Source organism: Stenotrophomonas sp. AR029 (assembly GCF_047520695.2).
Lineage (GTDB): Bacteria > Pseudomonadota > Gammaproteobacteria > Xanthomonadales > Xanthomonadaceae > Stenotrophomonas > Stenotrophomonas sepilia.
Genome location: NZ_JAXBQQ020000003.1, coordinates 108,982 through 124,727 on the forward strand (window position 1 = coordinate 108,982; position 15,746 = coordinate 124,727).

Genomic DNA, 15,746 nt, shown 5'->3' on the forward strand with positions numbered 1-15,746 from the left:
GGTGCCGGCCGCTGGCCGGCATCCAGGCATCACCGGGGTGCCGGCCGCTGGCCGGCAACCCGGTGATGCCTGGATGCCGGCCAGCGGCCGGCACTACCGGATGTGGACCTTAACCGCGCAGTTCTGCCAGCTGCGCCTGCAGCTCGGCCACGGCCGCTTCCAACTGGGCCACGCGCTCGGCCAGGCCCGGATCGGCCGCATCGCTGCTGCCCCCGCCACTGCTGGCGTACTTGGCCGCCAGCGCGGCACCATCCACTTCACCGCACAGCAGGTGCATGTAGCGGTCTTCGCGCTGGCCGCTGGCGCGCGGCAGCACCACCAGCAGCGCGCGCTGCTGCAGGCGCTCGACGGCGTGGCGGGCTTCGTCGATATCCGCAAACCGGTACAGACGCTCGCTGCGCGACACCAGCTCGCCCAGGGTCTGTGGGCCGCGCAGCAGCAGCAGCGCCAGCAGCACGGTCTGTTGCCGGGTCAGGTCCAGCGCGGCCTGCAGGCGGTGCTCGTAGCGGTCGGCGCGCGAGGAGAAGTGCTGGCGGGCCAGGCCCAGTGATTCCAGCTGGCGCAGCGCGTGCTGCACGCTGCCGGCGTCCACGTTCATCACCGGCTCGCGGGCGGTCTTCTGGTTGGCCGCCGATTGGGCGGCATTGACGGTCAACGGGTAGGTGTCCGGGGTGGTCGCCTCCTTCTCCACCAGGCAGCCCAGCAGGCGGGCCTGCACCGCATCGAGCAGGGGGACGTCAGGGGTCTGGGTGGAATCGGTCATGGCGGCCTCCGGAAGAGCAGCGGGTCAACCACCAAGCATAGCCGTCCCAGGGCCGGCTTTGCCGGTAAAATGCGCCGGTATATCTGATTGCCGGTGAATCCATGCGTCGTCCTGTTTCCCTGTCCCTGACCCTGCTCGCCACCGCGGCGCTGGGCCTGTCCGCCTGCAAGCGCGTGGACGCGCCTGCCGCTGAAGCCGCGGCGCCGCAGGCCCCGGCGTCCGCCGCCAAGGCCGATGGCGCGCGTGATGCCACCGCCAACGACAACCTCAACGCCGTGCTGTGGATGCAGCGTGCGCAGGAGTACAGGGCGATCACCGAGCAGACCTACCGCGCCGCCGCCGACCACCTGGACGTGGCGCTGAAGGAAGCCCATTGGGATGCTCTGGTGCCGGAAGAACGCGGCAACGAGGCCAAGGGCCTGAAGCCGGCCGTGGTGCTGGACGTGGACGAGACCGTGCTGGACAACTCGCCCTACCAGGCGCGCCTGGTGCGCGACGGCAAGGAATACGACGAGCTGAGCTGGGACCAGTGGGTGGCCGAAAAGAAGGCCAAGGCGATCCCGGGCGTGGTTGATTTCGCCAAGGCGGCCAACGCCAAGGGCGTGACCCTGCTGTACATCTCCAACCGTGCCGTGCACCTGAAGGACGCGACCCTGGCCAACCTGCGCGAGCAGGGCCTGCCGGTGGCCGATGACAGCGTGTTCCTGGGCCTGGGCACCGTGGTCGAAGGCTGCGAGCAGGCTGGCAGCGAGAAGAACTGCCGCCGCCGCCTGGCCGGGCAGAAGTACCGCGTGCTGATGCAGTTCGGCGACCAGCTGGGTGACTTCGTGGAAGTGACCGCCAACACCAACGAAGGCCGTGACGCCCTGCTGCAGCAGTACCACGACTGGTTCGGCGAGCGCTGGTGGATGCTGCCGAACCCGACCTACGGCGGCTTCGAGCCGGCGCAGTTCAACAACGATTACAGCCAGTCGCGCCAGGCCCGCCACGACGCCAAGCGCGCCGCCCTGGACTACGCACCATGAGCCGCGCGCCACTGCCGCTGCGCGACGACGAGCGCCTGATCTTCGCGCTGGACGTGCCTGACCGCGCGCAGGCGCTGGCGTGGGTCGACCGCCTGGGCGACAGCGTGGCGTTCTACAAGATCGGCATGGAACTGCTCGCCTCCGGCGAGTACTTCCAGGTGCTCGATGAGCTGGCCCGCCGCGACAAGCGCGTGTTCGTCGACCTGAAGTTCTTCGACATCCCGGCCACGGCTGCGGCGGTGATCAAGCGCCTGTCGCAGTGGCCGGTCAGCTACGCCACCATCCATGGCTGGCACCCGGCCATGATGGAGGCGTGCGCCGCCGCCAACAGCGGCGACATGCGCCTGCTGGCAGTGACCGTGCTGACCTCGATGGGTCGCCCCGACCTCGCACAGATGGGCATCGACCGCGAACCGGTGGACGTGGTGGTCGAGCGCGCGCTGGCCGCCCAGGCCGCCGGCATCGATGGCGTGATCGCTTCGGGCCAGGAGGCCGGCCCGATCCGCGCTGCCACCGGCAGCGGATTCTCGATCGTCTGCCCGGGCATCCGCCCCGGTGGCCCGGTCGGCGATGACCAGAAGCGTACCGTTGGCGTAGCGCAGGCCTTTGCCGATGGCGCCGATGCCATCGTGGTCGGTCGCCCGATCCGCCTGGCCGCCGATCCGCAGGCCGCAGCGCGGGCGATCCAGCAGGAAATCGCGTCGGCTCTGGCTGCACGCTGAGCCCACAGCCGACGCCGGTCACGCCGGCACCACGAACGCCATCCCGATCCATGCGGGATGGCGTTCGCATTTGTGGGTCTGCAGTTGTCGCAGGCGGCGCCAGCCATGAGAACTGTGCGCAGGTTCGCGCTGTGGGCCTCTCCACTGCTCCCCAATCGATGCACCGGTACGGACCGCGGCCGCGCCGGTTCCAACCATCGACAGAGGAGTACAGGGAAATGTATCGCAGCACCTCTTTGTTCATCGGCCTGCTGTTGGCCGCGTCTGCCGTACCCGCCATCGCTGCGCCGCAGCTGCGCGATGCGCCGCGCATCATCGGCGGCGAAGCGGCGCCGGCCGACGAGTACCCGTTCATGGTCAGCATCCAGGGCATCTTCGACGGCGATTCGGACCATGATCGCCACTTCTGCGGGGGCACCCTCATCTCACCCTCGTGGGTGCTGACGGCCGCGCACTGCATGCAGGGCGAAGCGCCTGGTGGCATCGCCGTTGTCGGCAAGGTCACGGCCCTGTCCACTGACGCCGGACCACGACCCTCCAACGTCAAGGCGATCCACGTCCATCCGGCATTCAACAGCGGCAATTCGCTGGAGCACGACGTCGCCCTGATCCAGCTCAGCGCACCGCTGGTCGGCGCACAGCCGGTAGCACTGCGGCTGCGGCCCGACGCCAGCTATCTCAAGCCGGGCCGTGAATTCACGGTGATCGGCTGGGGAGACACCGACATCGGCGATGGCCGGGTCTATCCGACTCAGCTGCAGACCGCACAGGTGCCGTTCGTTTCCTTCACCGAATGCCAGCAGGCCTACGGCGGTGAACTGTCACGTGGAAAGGTCATCTGCGCCGGCCGCGAGGGCATCGACAGCTGCCAGGGGGATTCCGGAGGCCCGCTGCTGCTGCGCCTGCGTGAAGGCTGGACCCAGTTCGGTGTCGTCAGCTGGGGCGAGGGCTGTGCGCTGGCCGGCTATCCGGGGATTTATGCCCGAATCGCCGAAAAACATGCCGTAGATTTCATCGAAGCGGTTTGGCAACGCGATTGAAGCAATAAAATCAAATACATACATAGCATTACGTGAAGTGTTGCCTTAACTTGAACGGCAGCGTAGGATCGCCGCCATCCGGTCCTCGGGCCGGACATGTGCCACAACACTGTCCTCCGGCCCCGCGCCGGCTTGAAGAGCCTGTGATCCCCGTGATCCGGGCTCTTTTTTTATCCCGGTGGCGGCGCTGGGGTCAGATCCCTTCTGCCGCAGCAGAGGAGATCTGACCCCCCTCGGCTGGAAACCGTGACGTCCCGGCTTGCCGCTGTCACGTCGCAGGCCGCAAGATGCGGGCCGGTCCGGGGAGTCCGAGTGCATGAGCGTGGCGGTGCGAGGAAAGTCTGCGCGTGGATGGGGGCTGGCGGCCGTGCTGCTGCTGGCCGTGGCGGCGTGCCGCGAGTCTGCCAACGATCCGGCCATGCCGGCGGCCGAGCCGGTGGCTGCGGTACAGGCGATGGCGTTGCGCCTGGCCGAGGATGATCTGGTCGGCTACGCAAAGCTGTCGGTGCCGCCGGGCCAGTACCAGCGCCTGCAGCAGGCCTGGGCGGAGGGCCACAGCCAGTGGCCGCTGACCGAGCTGCCACTGGGCGACCAGCTGCTGCCGATGCTGGCCGCACTGCGCAAGCCCGGTGCCAGCGCCGAACTGCAGCGCAGCTTCGATCGCCAGCTGGCTGGCCAGGCCGGCGCCGTGCGCCAGGCCGCACAGTCGATGGGCAACTTCGGCGTGCAGTACCTGCGCCACCAGAAGGGCTACACGCCCAGCCAGCAGGCCCACTACATCGCCCTGGTCGAGACCCTGGCGGGTTGGGCGCAGGCTGCCCCGATCAGCGACCGCGCACGTGCCCGCAGTACCATCGCCGCGCTGGTCGGCGCCGCCAGCAAGGTCGGCTTCGATGATGAAGCCGGCCTGCAGGCGGCCGGCATGGAAGGCAGCCTGCAGCAGCTGGCGCCGTTCATCCACACCCTCAAGGCGGTGCTGGGCAGTTACGGGCTGGGCGTGGACGACGCGCTGCGCAGCGTGCGCGGCGAGCTGCTCTCGGTAGAGGGCGACAATGCGCTGGTGCGCCTGCACTACGACCTGGCCGGTCGCGAGATGACCCTGCAGCTGCCACTGAGCCGGCGCGAGGGCCACTGGTACCTGACCCGCACCCTGGCCGACACCGACGCGCTGCTGCGCAAGGCCGATGCGGCCCGCGCGGCTGCGTCGCCAGCACCGGCCGAAGCCCCCGCCAAGGGTGGGGAAGCGGCAACACCGCCGGCTAAGCCATAATGGCGCCGATGTCGAAACAGAACCCGCTGCCGTTCCCCGGCGAAGAATCCCAGTCGACGCCCGCCGATACGGTGCCGGCGTCCCCCTCGACCGGTACCGGCCCGAACCCGGTACCGCCGCCCGCGCACGCGCGTCCGGCCGGACGCCGTCCACTGTGGGCCCGCCTGCTCGGTCGCCTGGTCGAGCCGTGGCTGTCGCTGAAGATCGAACCGGAAGACCCGGGCCAGTACAACGATGGCCGCCCGGTCATGTACGTGCTGGAAGACTACGGCCTGTCCAACGCGCTGATCCTGGACAAGGCCTGCCGCCAGGCCGGCCTGCCGTCGCCGCTGGTGCCGCTGGCCGGTGATCCGACCGGCCGCAAGCGCGCCTATCTGGCGCTGTCGCGGCGCAGCTCCAGCAACTCGCTGATTCCCGAGCAGCGCGGCGCCAAGACCCACTCCGATTCGCTGGCCAAGGTCCTGCAGGCGCACCGCGTGCGCGATGACCTGGATGTGCACCTGGTGCCGGTGTCGATCTTCGTCGGCCGCGCGCCGGACAAGCAGAGCGGCTGGTTCGCGGTGCTGTTCTCGGAAAACTGGGCGCTGGTGGGCCGCTTCCGCCGCCTGCTGGGGCTGCTGCTGAACGGGCGCAATACCATCGTGCGCTTCGCCCCGCCGATCTCGCTGCGCAGCACCGTCGACGAAGGCCTGGAGCCGGAGCGCACGGTGCGCAAGCTGCAGCGCGTGCTGCGCACCCATTTCCGCCGCATCCGTGAATCGGTGATCGGCCCGGACCTGTCGACCCGGCGCCTGCTGGTGGACCAGGTGCTGGCCGCCGAGCCGGTCCGCGAAGCGATCGCCGCACAGGCCAAGCGCGACAACTCGAAGCCGGCCGATGCCTGGAAGAAGGCGCACGCCTACGCCTGGGAAATCGCTGCGGACTATTCCAGCCCGGTGGTGCGCTCGGCCAGCTTCATGCTCAGCCACGTGTGGAACCGCATCTATGCGGGCGTGCTGGTGCACCACCTGGAAAAGTTCAAGGCCGCCGCGCCGGGCCACGAAGTGGTCTACGTGCCCAGCCACCGCAGCCACATGGACTACCTGCTGCTGTCCTACCTGCTGTACGACCGTGGCATCGTGCCGCCGCACATCGTGGCCGGCATCAACCTGAACCTGCCGGTGGTCGGCACCCTGCTGCGCAAGGGCGGTGCTTTCTTCATCCGCCGTTCGATCCGTGGCAATGCGCTGTACTCTGCGGTGCTCAGTGAGTACGTCGCGCAGCTGGTGGCCGGTGGCTATTCGCTGGAGTACTTCGTCGAAGGCGGCCGCTCGCGTACCGGGCGCCTGCTGCAGCCCAAGGGCGGCATGATCTCGATGACGCTGCGTGCATTCCTGCGCCAGCCGCGCAAGCCGGTCCTGTTCCAGCCCATCTACATCGGCTACGAGAAGCTGATGGAGGGCGGCAGCTACCTGGACGAACTGTCCGGCCGGCCGAAGGAAAAGGAGTCGATCTGGTCGCTGCTGTGGGGCATCCCCAAGGTGCTCAAGCAGAACTACGGCCAGGTGGTGGTGAATTTCGGCGAGCCGATCGCGCTGAACGATGTGCTGGCCGAGAAGGCCCCGGAGTGGAAGGGCGAGGCGGTGCCCGAGGACGAGAAGCCGGCCTGGCTGTCGACCACGGTGGATACGCTGGCCGAACGCATCCAGGTACGCATCAACGGCGCTGCCGACGTCAACCCGATCAACCTGCTGGCGCTGGCCCTGCTGTCCACGCCGAAGCACGCGATGGGCGAGGCCGACCTGATCGCGCAGATCGAGCTGTGCAAGACGCTGCTGGTCGAGATGCCGTACTCGGACCGGGTGACGGTGACCCCGCACTCGCCGGAGCGGATCATCGCCCATGCCGAGGAGATCAACGTCCTCACCCGCATCAAGCATCCGCTCGGCGATGTGCTCAGCGTCAGCGGCGACACCGCGGTGCTGCTGAGCTACTTCCGCAACAACGTGGTGCACCTGTTCACCGCATCGTCGTGGGTGGCCTGCTGCTTCCAGAACAACCGCCGCATGAGCCGTACCGGCCTGGTCCAGCTGGGCCGCACGGTGTACCCGTTCCTGCAGGCCGAGCTGTTCCTGCCGTGGAGCGAGGACGAGTTTGCGCAGCGCATTGACCGCACCATCGACGTGTTCGTGCGCGAAGGCCTGCTGCAGAACGTCAACGATGACGACGGCGGCATCCTGGCGCGCAACACCGGGCAGACCGACGAGGTGTTCCGCCTGCGGGCGATCGGCCATTCGCTGCAGCAGGCGTTCGAGCGCTACTACATCGCCATCTCGGTGCTGGTGAAGAACGGCCCGGGCGTGCTCGGTGCGGCCGAGCTGGAAAGCCTGTGCCAGCAGGCCGCGCAGCGCCTGAGCCTGCTCTATGCGCCGGCCGCTCCCGAGTTCTTCGACAAGGCCCTGTTCCGCGGCTTCATCCAGAAGCTGCGCGAACTGCGCCTGGTGTGGCCGGACGAGAACAGCAAGCTGCTGTTCGACGAACGCCTGGATGCCTGGGCCAAGGACGCCAAGTTCATCCTGGGGCGCGAGCTGCGCCACACCATCGAGCGGGTCAGCCCGGAAGCAGCGCGCCCGGACGAGCCTGCGCCGCAGGATTGAAGGTCGCGCCGGACAATGCGGTGGGTGCGGACCTTGGTCCGCACACTTCCACCCGTGCCAACCAAGGTTGGCACCTACCGGAGAGGGAGGCCAACCAAGGTTGGCACCCACCCGGACCCGGCTCAGGCCGGCTCGTCGGGAATCTGCAGGCTTTCCAGCCTGGCGATGCAGTCCTTCAGCTGCAGCTTGCGCCGCTTCAGGCGCTTGGCTTCCAGTTCGTCCTCGCCGTTGGCCGCCATGCGGGTGATCTGTTCATCCAGCAGGCGGTGCTCGGCGCGCAGGGCGGCGAGGTGCTCGACGATCTCGGCGGGGCTGTAGGTATCCACAGCCTCCGAGCATACACAGCGTTGATGACTGCCGGGAGAGGGGAAACCCGATCCCCGGCCGGGGCGGCTCCGAGCCGTTAGAATGGAACCCATGAGTGCCGTGATTTCCCTTCCCGATCCCCAGCCGCGCGCCGCCCGCGATCCACGCGTGGCCGAGCGCGAGCAGCACAAGCTGGCCAAGCGCCTGCGCCGCCAGGTCGGCGAGGCGATTGCCGACTTCGGCATGATCGAGGCCGGCGACAAGGTCATGGTCTGCCTGTCCGGCGGCAAGGACAGCTACACCCTGCTGGACGTACTGCTGCAGCTGCAGAAGAAGGCGCCGGTGCCGTTCGAGCTGGTGGCGGTGAACCTGGACCAGAAGCAGCCGGGCTTCCCCGAGCACATCCTGCCGGAGTACCTGGCAGGGCTGGGCGTGCCGTACCACATCATCGAGCAGGACACCTATTCGGTGGTCAGCCGGGTCATCCCGGAGGGCAAGACGATGTGTTCGCTGTGCTCGCGCCTGCGTCGTGGCGCGCTGTACAACTACGCCGAGACCCACGGTTTCACCAAGATCGCGCTGGGCCACCACCGCGACGACATGGTGGCCACGTTCTTCATGAACCTGTTCCACCATGCCAAGCTGGCGGGCATGCCGCCGAAGCTGCGCAGCGACGACGGCAGGCACGTGGTGATCCGGCCGCTGGCCTACGTGCGCGAGCGCGACATCGTCGACTACGCGCAGGCACGCCAGTTCCCGATCATTCCCTGCAACCTGTGCGGCAGCCAGGAGAACCTGCAGCGCCGCCAGGTCGGCCTGATGCTCAAGCAGTGGGAAAAGGACCATCCGGGCCGCATCGAGCAGATCGCGCGCGCCATGGGTGAAGTCCGGCCCTCGCAGCTGGCCGACACCACCCTGTTCGACTTCATGGCGCTGGGCCGTCGCGACGACACGCCGCTGCCCGACGCCCATGCCTGGCTGGCCGGCTCCCCGGCCGATGCCGACGCAGATCCCGAGACGCCCACCGTTTAAGGTCGGTCGCCCTTCCTCTTCGCCATCCGGAATTCCATGTTCTTTCGCAACCTGACGTTCTTCCGTTTCCCGACCACCACCGATTTTTCCGAAGTCGATACCCTGCTGCCGCACGCCGTGCTCAAGCCTGTTGGCGCGCTGGAAATGAATTCGCGCGGCTTCATTTCGCCGTTCGGCCGCGAGGAGAAGGAACTGCTGTCCCACCGCATCGCCGAACACCTGTGGCTGACCGTGGGCGGCGAGGACAAGATCCTGCCGGCGGCGGTGGTCAACGACCTGCTCGAGCGCAAGCTGGAAGAGATCGAGGAGAAGGAAGGGCGGCGCCCGGGTGGCCGCGAGCGCAAGCGCATGAAGGACGACCTGCTGCATGAACTGCTGCCGCGCGCCTTCGTGAAGTCCTCGCGCAACGACGCCTTCATCGACCTGCAGCACGGCTACGTGGCGGTGGATACCTCCAGCCGCAAGACCGGCGAATACTTCATGTCCGACATCCGCGGGTTGCTCGGCAGCTTCCCGGCGATGCCGCTGAACGCCGAAGTCGCGCCGCGCTCGATCCTGACCGGCTGGATCGCCGGAGAGCCGCTGCCGACCGGGCTGAGCCTGGGCGAAGAGTGCGAGATGAAGGATCCGGTCGAAGGCGGCGCGGTGGTCAAGTGCCAGCACCAGGAACTGCGCTGCGACGAGATTGACAAGCACCTGGACGCCGGCAAGCAGGTGACCAAGCTGGCGCTGATCTTCGAGGACAACCTGTCCTTCGTGATCGGCGACGACCTGATCGTGCGCAAGCTGAAGTTCCTCGACGGCGCCCTGGACCAGCTGGAGCATGCCGACGAAGACGGCCGCCGTGCCGAGTTCGATGCCCGCTTCGCCCTGCAGAGCGCCGAGATCCGCCGCCTGTTCCTGTTGCTGGAAGAAGCGTTCAAGCTCAGCAAGGCTGACTGAACAGGCAGCTCGACGGTCGCCGGTCATCCGGCGGCCCGAAGCAGCGCTATGCTGGGCGCATGAGCCGTCTGCTGCGCCGCCTGATCACGCCGACCCTGCCCGCCACCGTACAGCGCGACACCGTTCGCCTGCGCCTGGAGGACGCCGAGATCGAGGTGCTGCGCGTGCGCGATCCGCGCGCGCGCCGCATCAAGCTGAGCGTGGACGAGCGTGGCGCGCGGTTGACGTTGCCACCGCGCGCAAGCCTGGTAATGGGCGAGCGCTTCCTGGAACAGCACCGCGACTGGCTGGCGCTGCAGCTGCGGCAGTACCAGGGGCAGGGCCTGCCGGCATCGCTGCAGCCCGGCGAAGACGGCGTGCTGCCATTGCGCGGTGAACTGTTGCCGCTGCGCTGGCAGGAAGGCCGCTACGCGCGGCTGGAGATCGACGGGCACGGTGCCTGCGTGCAGTGGCCGACCCGTGGTGGTGACGCCACCCTGCGCCGCCTGCTGCGCGAGTTCTATGAAGCGCAGACCCGCGCCGACGTCGGCCGCTGGCTGCCGAAGTACCTGCCCACCCTGCCGCGCGCTCCCAGCCGCCTGCGCCTGAAGGTGATGTCCTCGCAGTGGGGCTCGCTGGCCCCCGATGGCAGCATGGCCCTGGACCTGGCCCTGGTGCTGGGTCGTCCGGAAGCGTTCGAGTACGTGCTGGTGCACGAACTCTGCCACCTGATCCAGCCGAATCATTCGGCCGCGTTCTGGCATGAAGTCGAACAACGTTTCCCTGCCTGGCGCGAACAGCGCGACTACTTCCAGCTGGAAGGTCGGCGCCTGAAAGCCATGCTACGCCAGCTGCTGTAGAGCCGAGCCCACACTCGGCTGCCGTTGAATGCAGCCGAGCATGGGCTCGGCTCTACACAAGCGCGCGCAGCGCGCGACCCGCTCCTGCTCTTCTTTCTTTCTTCCGTGGTGGGCACACCGGAATCTGTCCGTGGCCGGGCGTGGTGGGTTGCGCAGGGGCGTGAGCCGCATGGATGCGGCGACCGAGCTTACAGGGACGTACTTGCAGCGACCCCTGCGCAATCCACCCCGCCTGGCCGAGCACGGCTTCTGGTTTGAACGACCGACCACGAGGGGCGCAGCCGTTGGCCGAAACCCTCACCCCGCCCGCAATGCCGCCGCGGCCGCCCAGCGTGCCGCCACCCGCGGCGCGGTGAGGCACACCGCCTGGTCGGTCACCGTCGTCACCGCGCGCTCCAGCAGCTGGATATCGGCCTCGTGCTGGCGTGCCACATGCGGGTCCTCGAAGAAGATCGCGCGCTGGCAGCGCCCCTCCAGCACACGGTCAGCAATCTGCGCATCGCCGCCCATCGGGCCACTCTGGTAGCGCGTCACCCACGGCGTATCGCTGGGCCAGCCGCGGCTCCAGGCCAGCTCGTTCAAGCGCTGGCCGGTGGTGCCGGTCGCCACGCGCTCGCCGAACCGTGCCAGCACATCGAAGTGCTCGTCAGCGAAGGCCAGCATCGCCGGCTTCATCGCGTCGTGCGCGATCAGCGCCAGCGTCTGGTGCTGGAAGGCATGCAGATCGTCGGCACCGGCATCAGCAGCCAGCCCGGCGTGGATGCGCTCCACCTCGATCCAGTCACGCGCAGTGGCCACGGTTGAAATGAACGGCTTGCCGTGGATCACGCACTGCCGCTTGAGCGCGGTTGCCTCCGGAAACACCGAGGAAGGATCGACCGGGTCGATCAGGTAGATCGCACCGTCCAGGGTGCGATCCGGCCCCATGCCAACCACTTCGGCCACCAGTTTCATCAGGCCACCCTCGCGCCCGTAGGGGTAGCGGTGCAGGCCGCCGTAGCCGGCCAGGAAGCCCTGCCGTTCGATCGCATCGTGGGTGCGCCCGACCGCGTGCAGCGATACGCCCAGTTCACGCAGCCCGGCCTCGCTGGCACGCAGCCAGCGGAACAGCGCGGCGCGCGCATCGTGGTGATGGAGACGGTTGGCGGCCAGGCCGATACGCATCGAGCGCTCCGTAGGGACGGGTAGAAGCGGCAGTGTATGTCGGCATTCGCCGATAGGGATGTTTTTCCAATTTTTCTCATTGTCGCGGAAGCGCGCCTCGCTAGCGTGGCTGGCAGCGGTACCGCTGCGCGGCCGTGGTTCCTGCCCGCGAAATGAGGATGTCTACCGTGAATGTCGCCGGCCGCCGCGCCGTCGCCGCTGTCATGGCATCGCTGTTGCTGCCCGGCATCGCTGCTGCGTCCGGCTGTGCGAGTCCACTGCAGGTGGCATGGCGTTCCGATCGGCCGCCGCTGTCATACAACGCGCAGGGCGACCTTGCGGGGTTGGCTGCGGATTACCTGCCGCTGCTGGGCCCGCAGGCGGTGCAGCATGCGCGGCCGTTGCCCGCAGCGGTGCTCACCGATGACCCGCTGCCGGCTGGCACCCAGGTGCTGCTGGGCTGGCCGCGCGCACAGCTGCCGACCGGCTGGGTGGCCAGCAGCCCCTACCTGGAAGTGCCACAGGTGATCGTGCGGCGCGAGGGTGCAGCGCCAGTGCTGGGGTTGGAGGGACTGCGTGGCCGCAGCATGGCCAGCCCGGACCGGCTGCCGCTGGACGCATTGCTGGCCGAACAGGCCCCGGGTGCGCAGCTGCTGGCACCGGCGCCGCTGGACCACGCGCTGTCACTGCTGCGCGCCGGGCTGGTCGATGCCGTGGTGGCCAATCTCGCCGAAGTCGAAGCCGCGCTTCGCGCCGTGCCGGGTGACCCTCTGGTGATCGCAGCACCCGCTGGCTTCGGCGATGCACTGGTGCTGGCCGCTGTACCGGCCTGTGCCGCGGTGGTCGCTGCCTTCGACCGGGAGCTGCAGCGGGAGGGCGATGCGCGTCGGGCATCGGTTCGCAGTGCCTGGCTGCCGGAACTGCCACGTGCGCGTCCCGCCGGTTCGGCACTGCGCTGGCTGGTGCCGGTGTCGCTGATCCTGCTCGCGCTCATACTGCTGCATGCCTTCGGCTACTGGCGCGTGCATCGCGAGAGCGTGCGTCGCCGGGTGCTGGAGCAGCGCTTGCATGAAGTCACCGCGAACCTGCCGGCGGTGGTCTACCAGGCGCGCCGTTCGGCAACCGGCCACTACAGCCTGGCGCAGATCGCCGGCGACGTGCAGGCGCTGTTCGGCGTAGCCGTGGAGACTGAGCGGATCGACCATCTGCAGCTGCTGGCGGCCGTGCATGCCGGTGACCGCAGCCGGGTGATGGCGAGCATCGAAGCGGCCGCGCTCGTGCGCGGTCCGATCGACGTCACCTTCCGCACCCGGTCGGCACAGGGCTGGCGCTGGGTCCGATCACAGGGACGACCGTTGCCGTGCGATGACAGCAGCGTGGAGTGGAGCGGCTACTGGATGGACGTCAGCGAAGCCCAGGCGCGTGCAACGGCGTTGGCCGAGGCGCGCCGCGCGGCCGAGCAGGCGGCACTGGCCAAGGGCCATTTCCTGGCGACCATGAGCCACGAGATCCGCACGCCGATGAGCACCCTGCTGGGCATGCTGGAGCGGCTGGCTGGCACGGACCTGGATGCGGGCCAGCGGCAGGTGCTGACCACCGTCGGTGACGCTGCGCAGATGCTGCGGCAGATCCTCGACGATGTGCTGCACAGCCAGCGCCTGCAACCGGCGCCCCTGCAGCTGCGTCCGACCGATCTGGCGGCGCTGGTGGGCGCGGTGCAGCAGCTGTTGATGCCCGTCGCGGCCAGCCGCGGGCTGCACCTGTGCAGCGAGATCGACCCGACGTTGCAGCCCTGGTCGCTGGCTGACGGGCTGCGCCTGCGGCAGGTCCTGTTCAACCTGGCCGGCAATGCGCTCAAGTTCACCCTGCAGGGAAGCGTGGTGTTGCAGGTCCGCGTGCTGCAGCAGCGCGACGGCGGCCAGCGACTGCGCCTGCAGGTGACCGATACGGGCGTGGGCATCAGCGTGGAGCGGCAACAGGCGGTGTTTGCCGCCTACGAGCAGGCCGAGGCGTCGACCACGCGCCGTTTCGGCGGCAGTGGCCTGGGGCTGTCGATCTGCCGCGAGCTGGCGACGTCGATGGGCGGGCGTCTGCACCTGCGCAGCGTGCCCGGCAAGGGCACCACCGTGTGGCTGGAGCTGGACCTGGCGGCCTGTGCGGCCCCCGCTGCGTGCCCGGCGACGGCACGGCCCGCGCAACGACCGTTGCCGCCGGCGCGGGTGCTGGTGGCCGAGGATCATCCGACCAACCTGCAGTTGCTGGCACAACGTCTGTGCGAGCTGGGACTGCAGGTGCACGCCTGCAGCGACGGCCTGCAGGCATGGGAGGCCTGGCAGGCGCAACCGTTCGACCTGGTCATCACCGACTGCCACATGCCGCACATGGATGGCTTCGCGCTGGCCCGGGCGATCCGGAGCGACGCCTGCGCCACCCGTGCGCGGGTCCCGATCATTGCGCTGACTGCCAGCGTGCTGGAGCGCACCCGTGAGGCCTGCCGTGATGCGGGCATCGACCATTTCCTGGCCAAGCCGCTGGAGGTGCACGAACTGCGCGCGCTGCTGGAAGTGCTGCTGTTGCCGGACTCAGTGTGCCAGTAGGCGGACGATGCTGGCAGCGGCGTCGCGGCCTTCGGCCACCGCGGTTACCACGAGATCGGCACCACGCACCGCGTCGCCACCGGCGAACAGGCGTGGATGCGCGGTCTGGAACGGCAGGCGGTCCTTGCCACCGGCGAGGATGCGGCCATTGGGCTGGCCTTCCACCCCCAGTTCCGCCAGCCACGCCGGCACGCTCGGCGAGAAGCCGAAGGCGATGATCACCACGTCTGCTTCCAGCAGCGACTCACTGCCTTCGATCGGCACCGCGTTCTGGCGGCCATTGGCATCGGGCTCGCCCAGCCGGGTCTCGACCACGGTCACGCCGATCACCTCGTCGTCGGCGCCGGCTTCGATCGACAGCGGCTGCCGGTTGAACAGGAAGCGCACCCCTTCCTCGCGTGCATTGGCGACTTCGCGCGCGCTGCCGGGCATGTTGGCTTCGTCGCGGCGATAGGCGCAGGTGACCTTGGCCGCGCCCAGCCGCACCGCACTGCGCACGCAGTCCATGCCGGTATCGCCACCGCCCAGAACCACCACGCGCTTGCCGTTGAGGTCGGGCAGGGCGATGGTGTCTTCCCAGCCGGCGATCGGCCGGCCCTTCGGATCATCGCCGCCGACGATGCGGCTGTTCTGCACCAGGAACGGCAGCGCCGGCAGCACGCCCTTCAGGTCCTGGCCGACCAGGCCACCATCGGTATAGCGGTAGGCGCCGGTGCCGATGAACACCGCATCGTGGCTGTCCAGCAACTGCTGCACGCTGACATCACGGCCGATCTCCACGCCGAGGCGGAACTGCACGCCCATGCCTTCCAGTACGTCACGGCGGCGATGGATCACGTCCTTGTCCAGCTTGAAGCTGGGAATGCCGAACTGCAGCAGGCCACCGATCTGCTCGTAGCGGTCGTAGACCACGGCGGCAATGCCGGCGCGTGCCAGGCGGTCGGCACAGGCCAGCCCGGCCGGGCCGGCACCAATCACCGCCACACTGTGGCCGGTCGGCTGCACCGCGCCCAGGTCCGGGCGCCAGCCACTGGCCAGTGCGGTATCGACGATGTACTTCTCCACCGCGCCGATGGTGACCGCGCCGAATTCCTCCAGCGTGCAGCTGCCTTCGCACAGCCGATCCTGCGGGCAGACCCGGCCGCACACTTCCGGCAGCGGATTGGTGCTGTGGCACAGCGTGGCGGCCTCGTGGATGCGGTTCTCCTGCACCAGCTGCAGCCACTGCGGAATGGCGTTGTGCACCGGGCACTTCCAGCTGCAGTACGGGTTGCCGCAGTCCAGGCAGCGGCCCGCCTGGTACTGGGCGTCTTCCTTGCCGAACTTGCCGTACAGCTCGCCCCAGTCGCCGGACGTGCGCAGTTCCACCGGGATGCGCTGCGGCATGGTGCGGGGCAGGTCGAGGAACTGGAAGGCGTGCTTGCGGCTCAT

General features: G+C 68.6%; 13 protein-coding genes. 9 read left to right on the forward strand and 4 right to left on the reverse strand.

From position 1 onward, the window contains the following. Positions 1–109: 109 nt before the first annotated feature. Positions 110–763: a YceH family protein gene (locus ACM0PB_RS12765; RefSeq protein ID WP_414604508.1), complete on the reverse strand. Its 654-nt coding sequence runs from the start codon at positions 761–763 to the stop codon at positions 110–112. Positions 764–864: 101 nt separating this feature from the next. Between ACM0PB_RS12765 and ACM0PB_RS12770 the strand changes: the two genes are divergently transcribed. From ACM0PB_RS12770 to plsB, 5 genes are all read left to right on the forward strand, one after another. Further along, positions 865–1,788 carry a 5'-nucleotidase, lipoprotein e(P4) family gene (locus ACM0PB_RS12770; RefSeq protein ID WP_005421086.1) on the forward strand — a complete coding sequence of 308 codons (924 nt, stop codon included), beginning with the start codon at positions 865–867 and terminating at the stop codon, positions 1,786–1,788. Beyond that, a complete protein-coding gene (pyrF, locus tag ACM0PB_RS12775) occupies positions 1,785–2,510 on the forward strand; it encodes an orotidine-5'-phosphate decarboxylase (protein ID WP_005421084.1) in 726 nt (241 codons plus the stop codon). The genes ACM0PB_RS12770 and pyrF overlap by 4 nt, the downstream gene beginning before the upstream one ends. A 218-nt stretch (positions 2,511–2,728) precedes the next feature. After that, positions 2,729–3,550 carry a S1 family peptidase gene (locus ACM0PB_RS12780; RefSeq protein ID WP_262220133.1) on the forward strand — a complete coding sequence of 274 codons (822 nt, stop codon included), beginning with the start codon at positions 2,729–2,731 and terminating at the stop codon, positions 3,548–3,550. A 316-nt stretch (positions 3,551–3,866) separates the two neighbouring features. Beyond that, positions 3,867–4,820, forward strand: a complete 954-nt coding sequence (locus ACM0PB_RS12785) for a hypothetical protein (RefSeq protein ID WP_414604509.1) — start codon at positions 3,867–3,869, stop codon at positions 4,818–4,820. After that, on the forward strand, positions 4,820–7,456 hold the full coding sequence (plsB, locus tag ACM0PB_RS12790; RefSeq protein WP_414604510.1) for a glycerol-3-phosphate 1-O-acyltransferase PlsB: 2,637 nt from the start codon (positions 4,820–4,822) through the stop codon (positions 7,454–7,456). The genes ACM0PB_RS12785 and plsB overlap by 1 nt, the downstream gene beginning before the upstream one ends. 122 nt (positions 7,457–7,578) lie before the next feature. Here the strand turns inward: plsB and ACM0PB_RS12795 are convergent, their stop codons facing one another. Then, positions 7,579–7,782: a YdcH family protein gene (locus ACM0PB_RS12795; protein ID WP_005421068.1), complete on the reverse strand. Its 204-nt coding sequence runs from the start codon at positions 7,780–7,782 to the stop codon at positions 7,579–7,581. Between the two features lie 91 nt (positions 7,783–7,873). On the opposite strand from ACM0PB_RS12795, the gene ttcA reads away from it, so the two are divergent. The 3 genes from ttcA to ACM0PB_RS12810 are packed head-to-tail and all read left to right on the forward strand — an operon-like array spanning position 7,874 to position 10,575. Then, positions 7,874–8,794 (forward strand): tRNA 2-thiocytidine(32) synthetase TtcA, encoded by a 921-nt coding sequence (gene ttcA / locus ACM0PB_RS12800; protein WP_172412120.1) that lies wholly within the window; start codon positions 7,874–7,876, stop codon positions 8,792–8,794. Positions 8,795–8,830: 36 nt separating this feature from the next. Further along, positions 8,831–9,736, forward strand: coding sequence for a recombination-associated protein RdgC (locus ACM0PB_RS12805; RefSeq protein WP_005421064.1), 906 nt, complete (start codon positions 8,831–8,833; stop codon positions 9,734–9,736). Positions 9,737–9,795: 59 nt separating this feature from the next. Beyond that, positions 9,796–10,575 carry a M48 family metallopeptidase gene (locus tag ACM0PB_RS12810; RefSeq protein ID WP_065178668.1) on the forward strand — a complete coding sequence of 260 codons (780 nt, stop codon included), beginning with the start codon at positions 9,796–9,798 and terminating at the stop codon, positions 10,573–10,575. Positions 10,576–10,872: 297 nt separating this feature from the next. Here ACM0PB_RS12810 and ACM0PB_RS12815 read toward each other — a convergent pair whose 3' ends face one another. After that, entirely contained in the window at positions 10,873–11,739 is an 867-nt protein-coding gene (locus tag ACM0PB_RS12815) for a methylglyoxal synthase (protein ID WP_065178669.1), read from the reverse strand. Between the two features lie 167 nt (positions 11,740–11,906). Between ACM0PB_RS12815 and ACM0PB_RS12820 the strand changes: the two genes are divergently transcribed. Further along, positions 11,907–14,315, forward strand: coding sequence for an ATP-binding protein (locus tag ACM0PB_RS12820; protein ID WP_414604515.1), 2,409 nt, complete (start codon positions 11,907–11,909; stop codon positions 14,313–14,315). Here ACM0PB_RS12820 and ACM0PB_RS12825 read toward each other — a convergent pair. After that, positions 14,301–15,746: a glutamate synthase small subunit GltD family protein gene (locus tag ACM0PB_RS12825; protein WP_065185527.1), complete on the reverse strand. Its 1,446-nt coding sequence runs from the start codon at positions 15,744–15,746 to the stop codon at positions 14,301–14,303. The two genes, ACM0PB_RS12820 and ACM0PB_RS12825, sit on opposite strands and share 15 nt — an antisense overlap.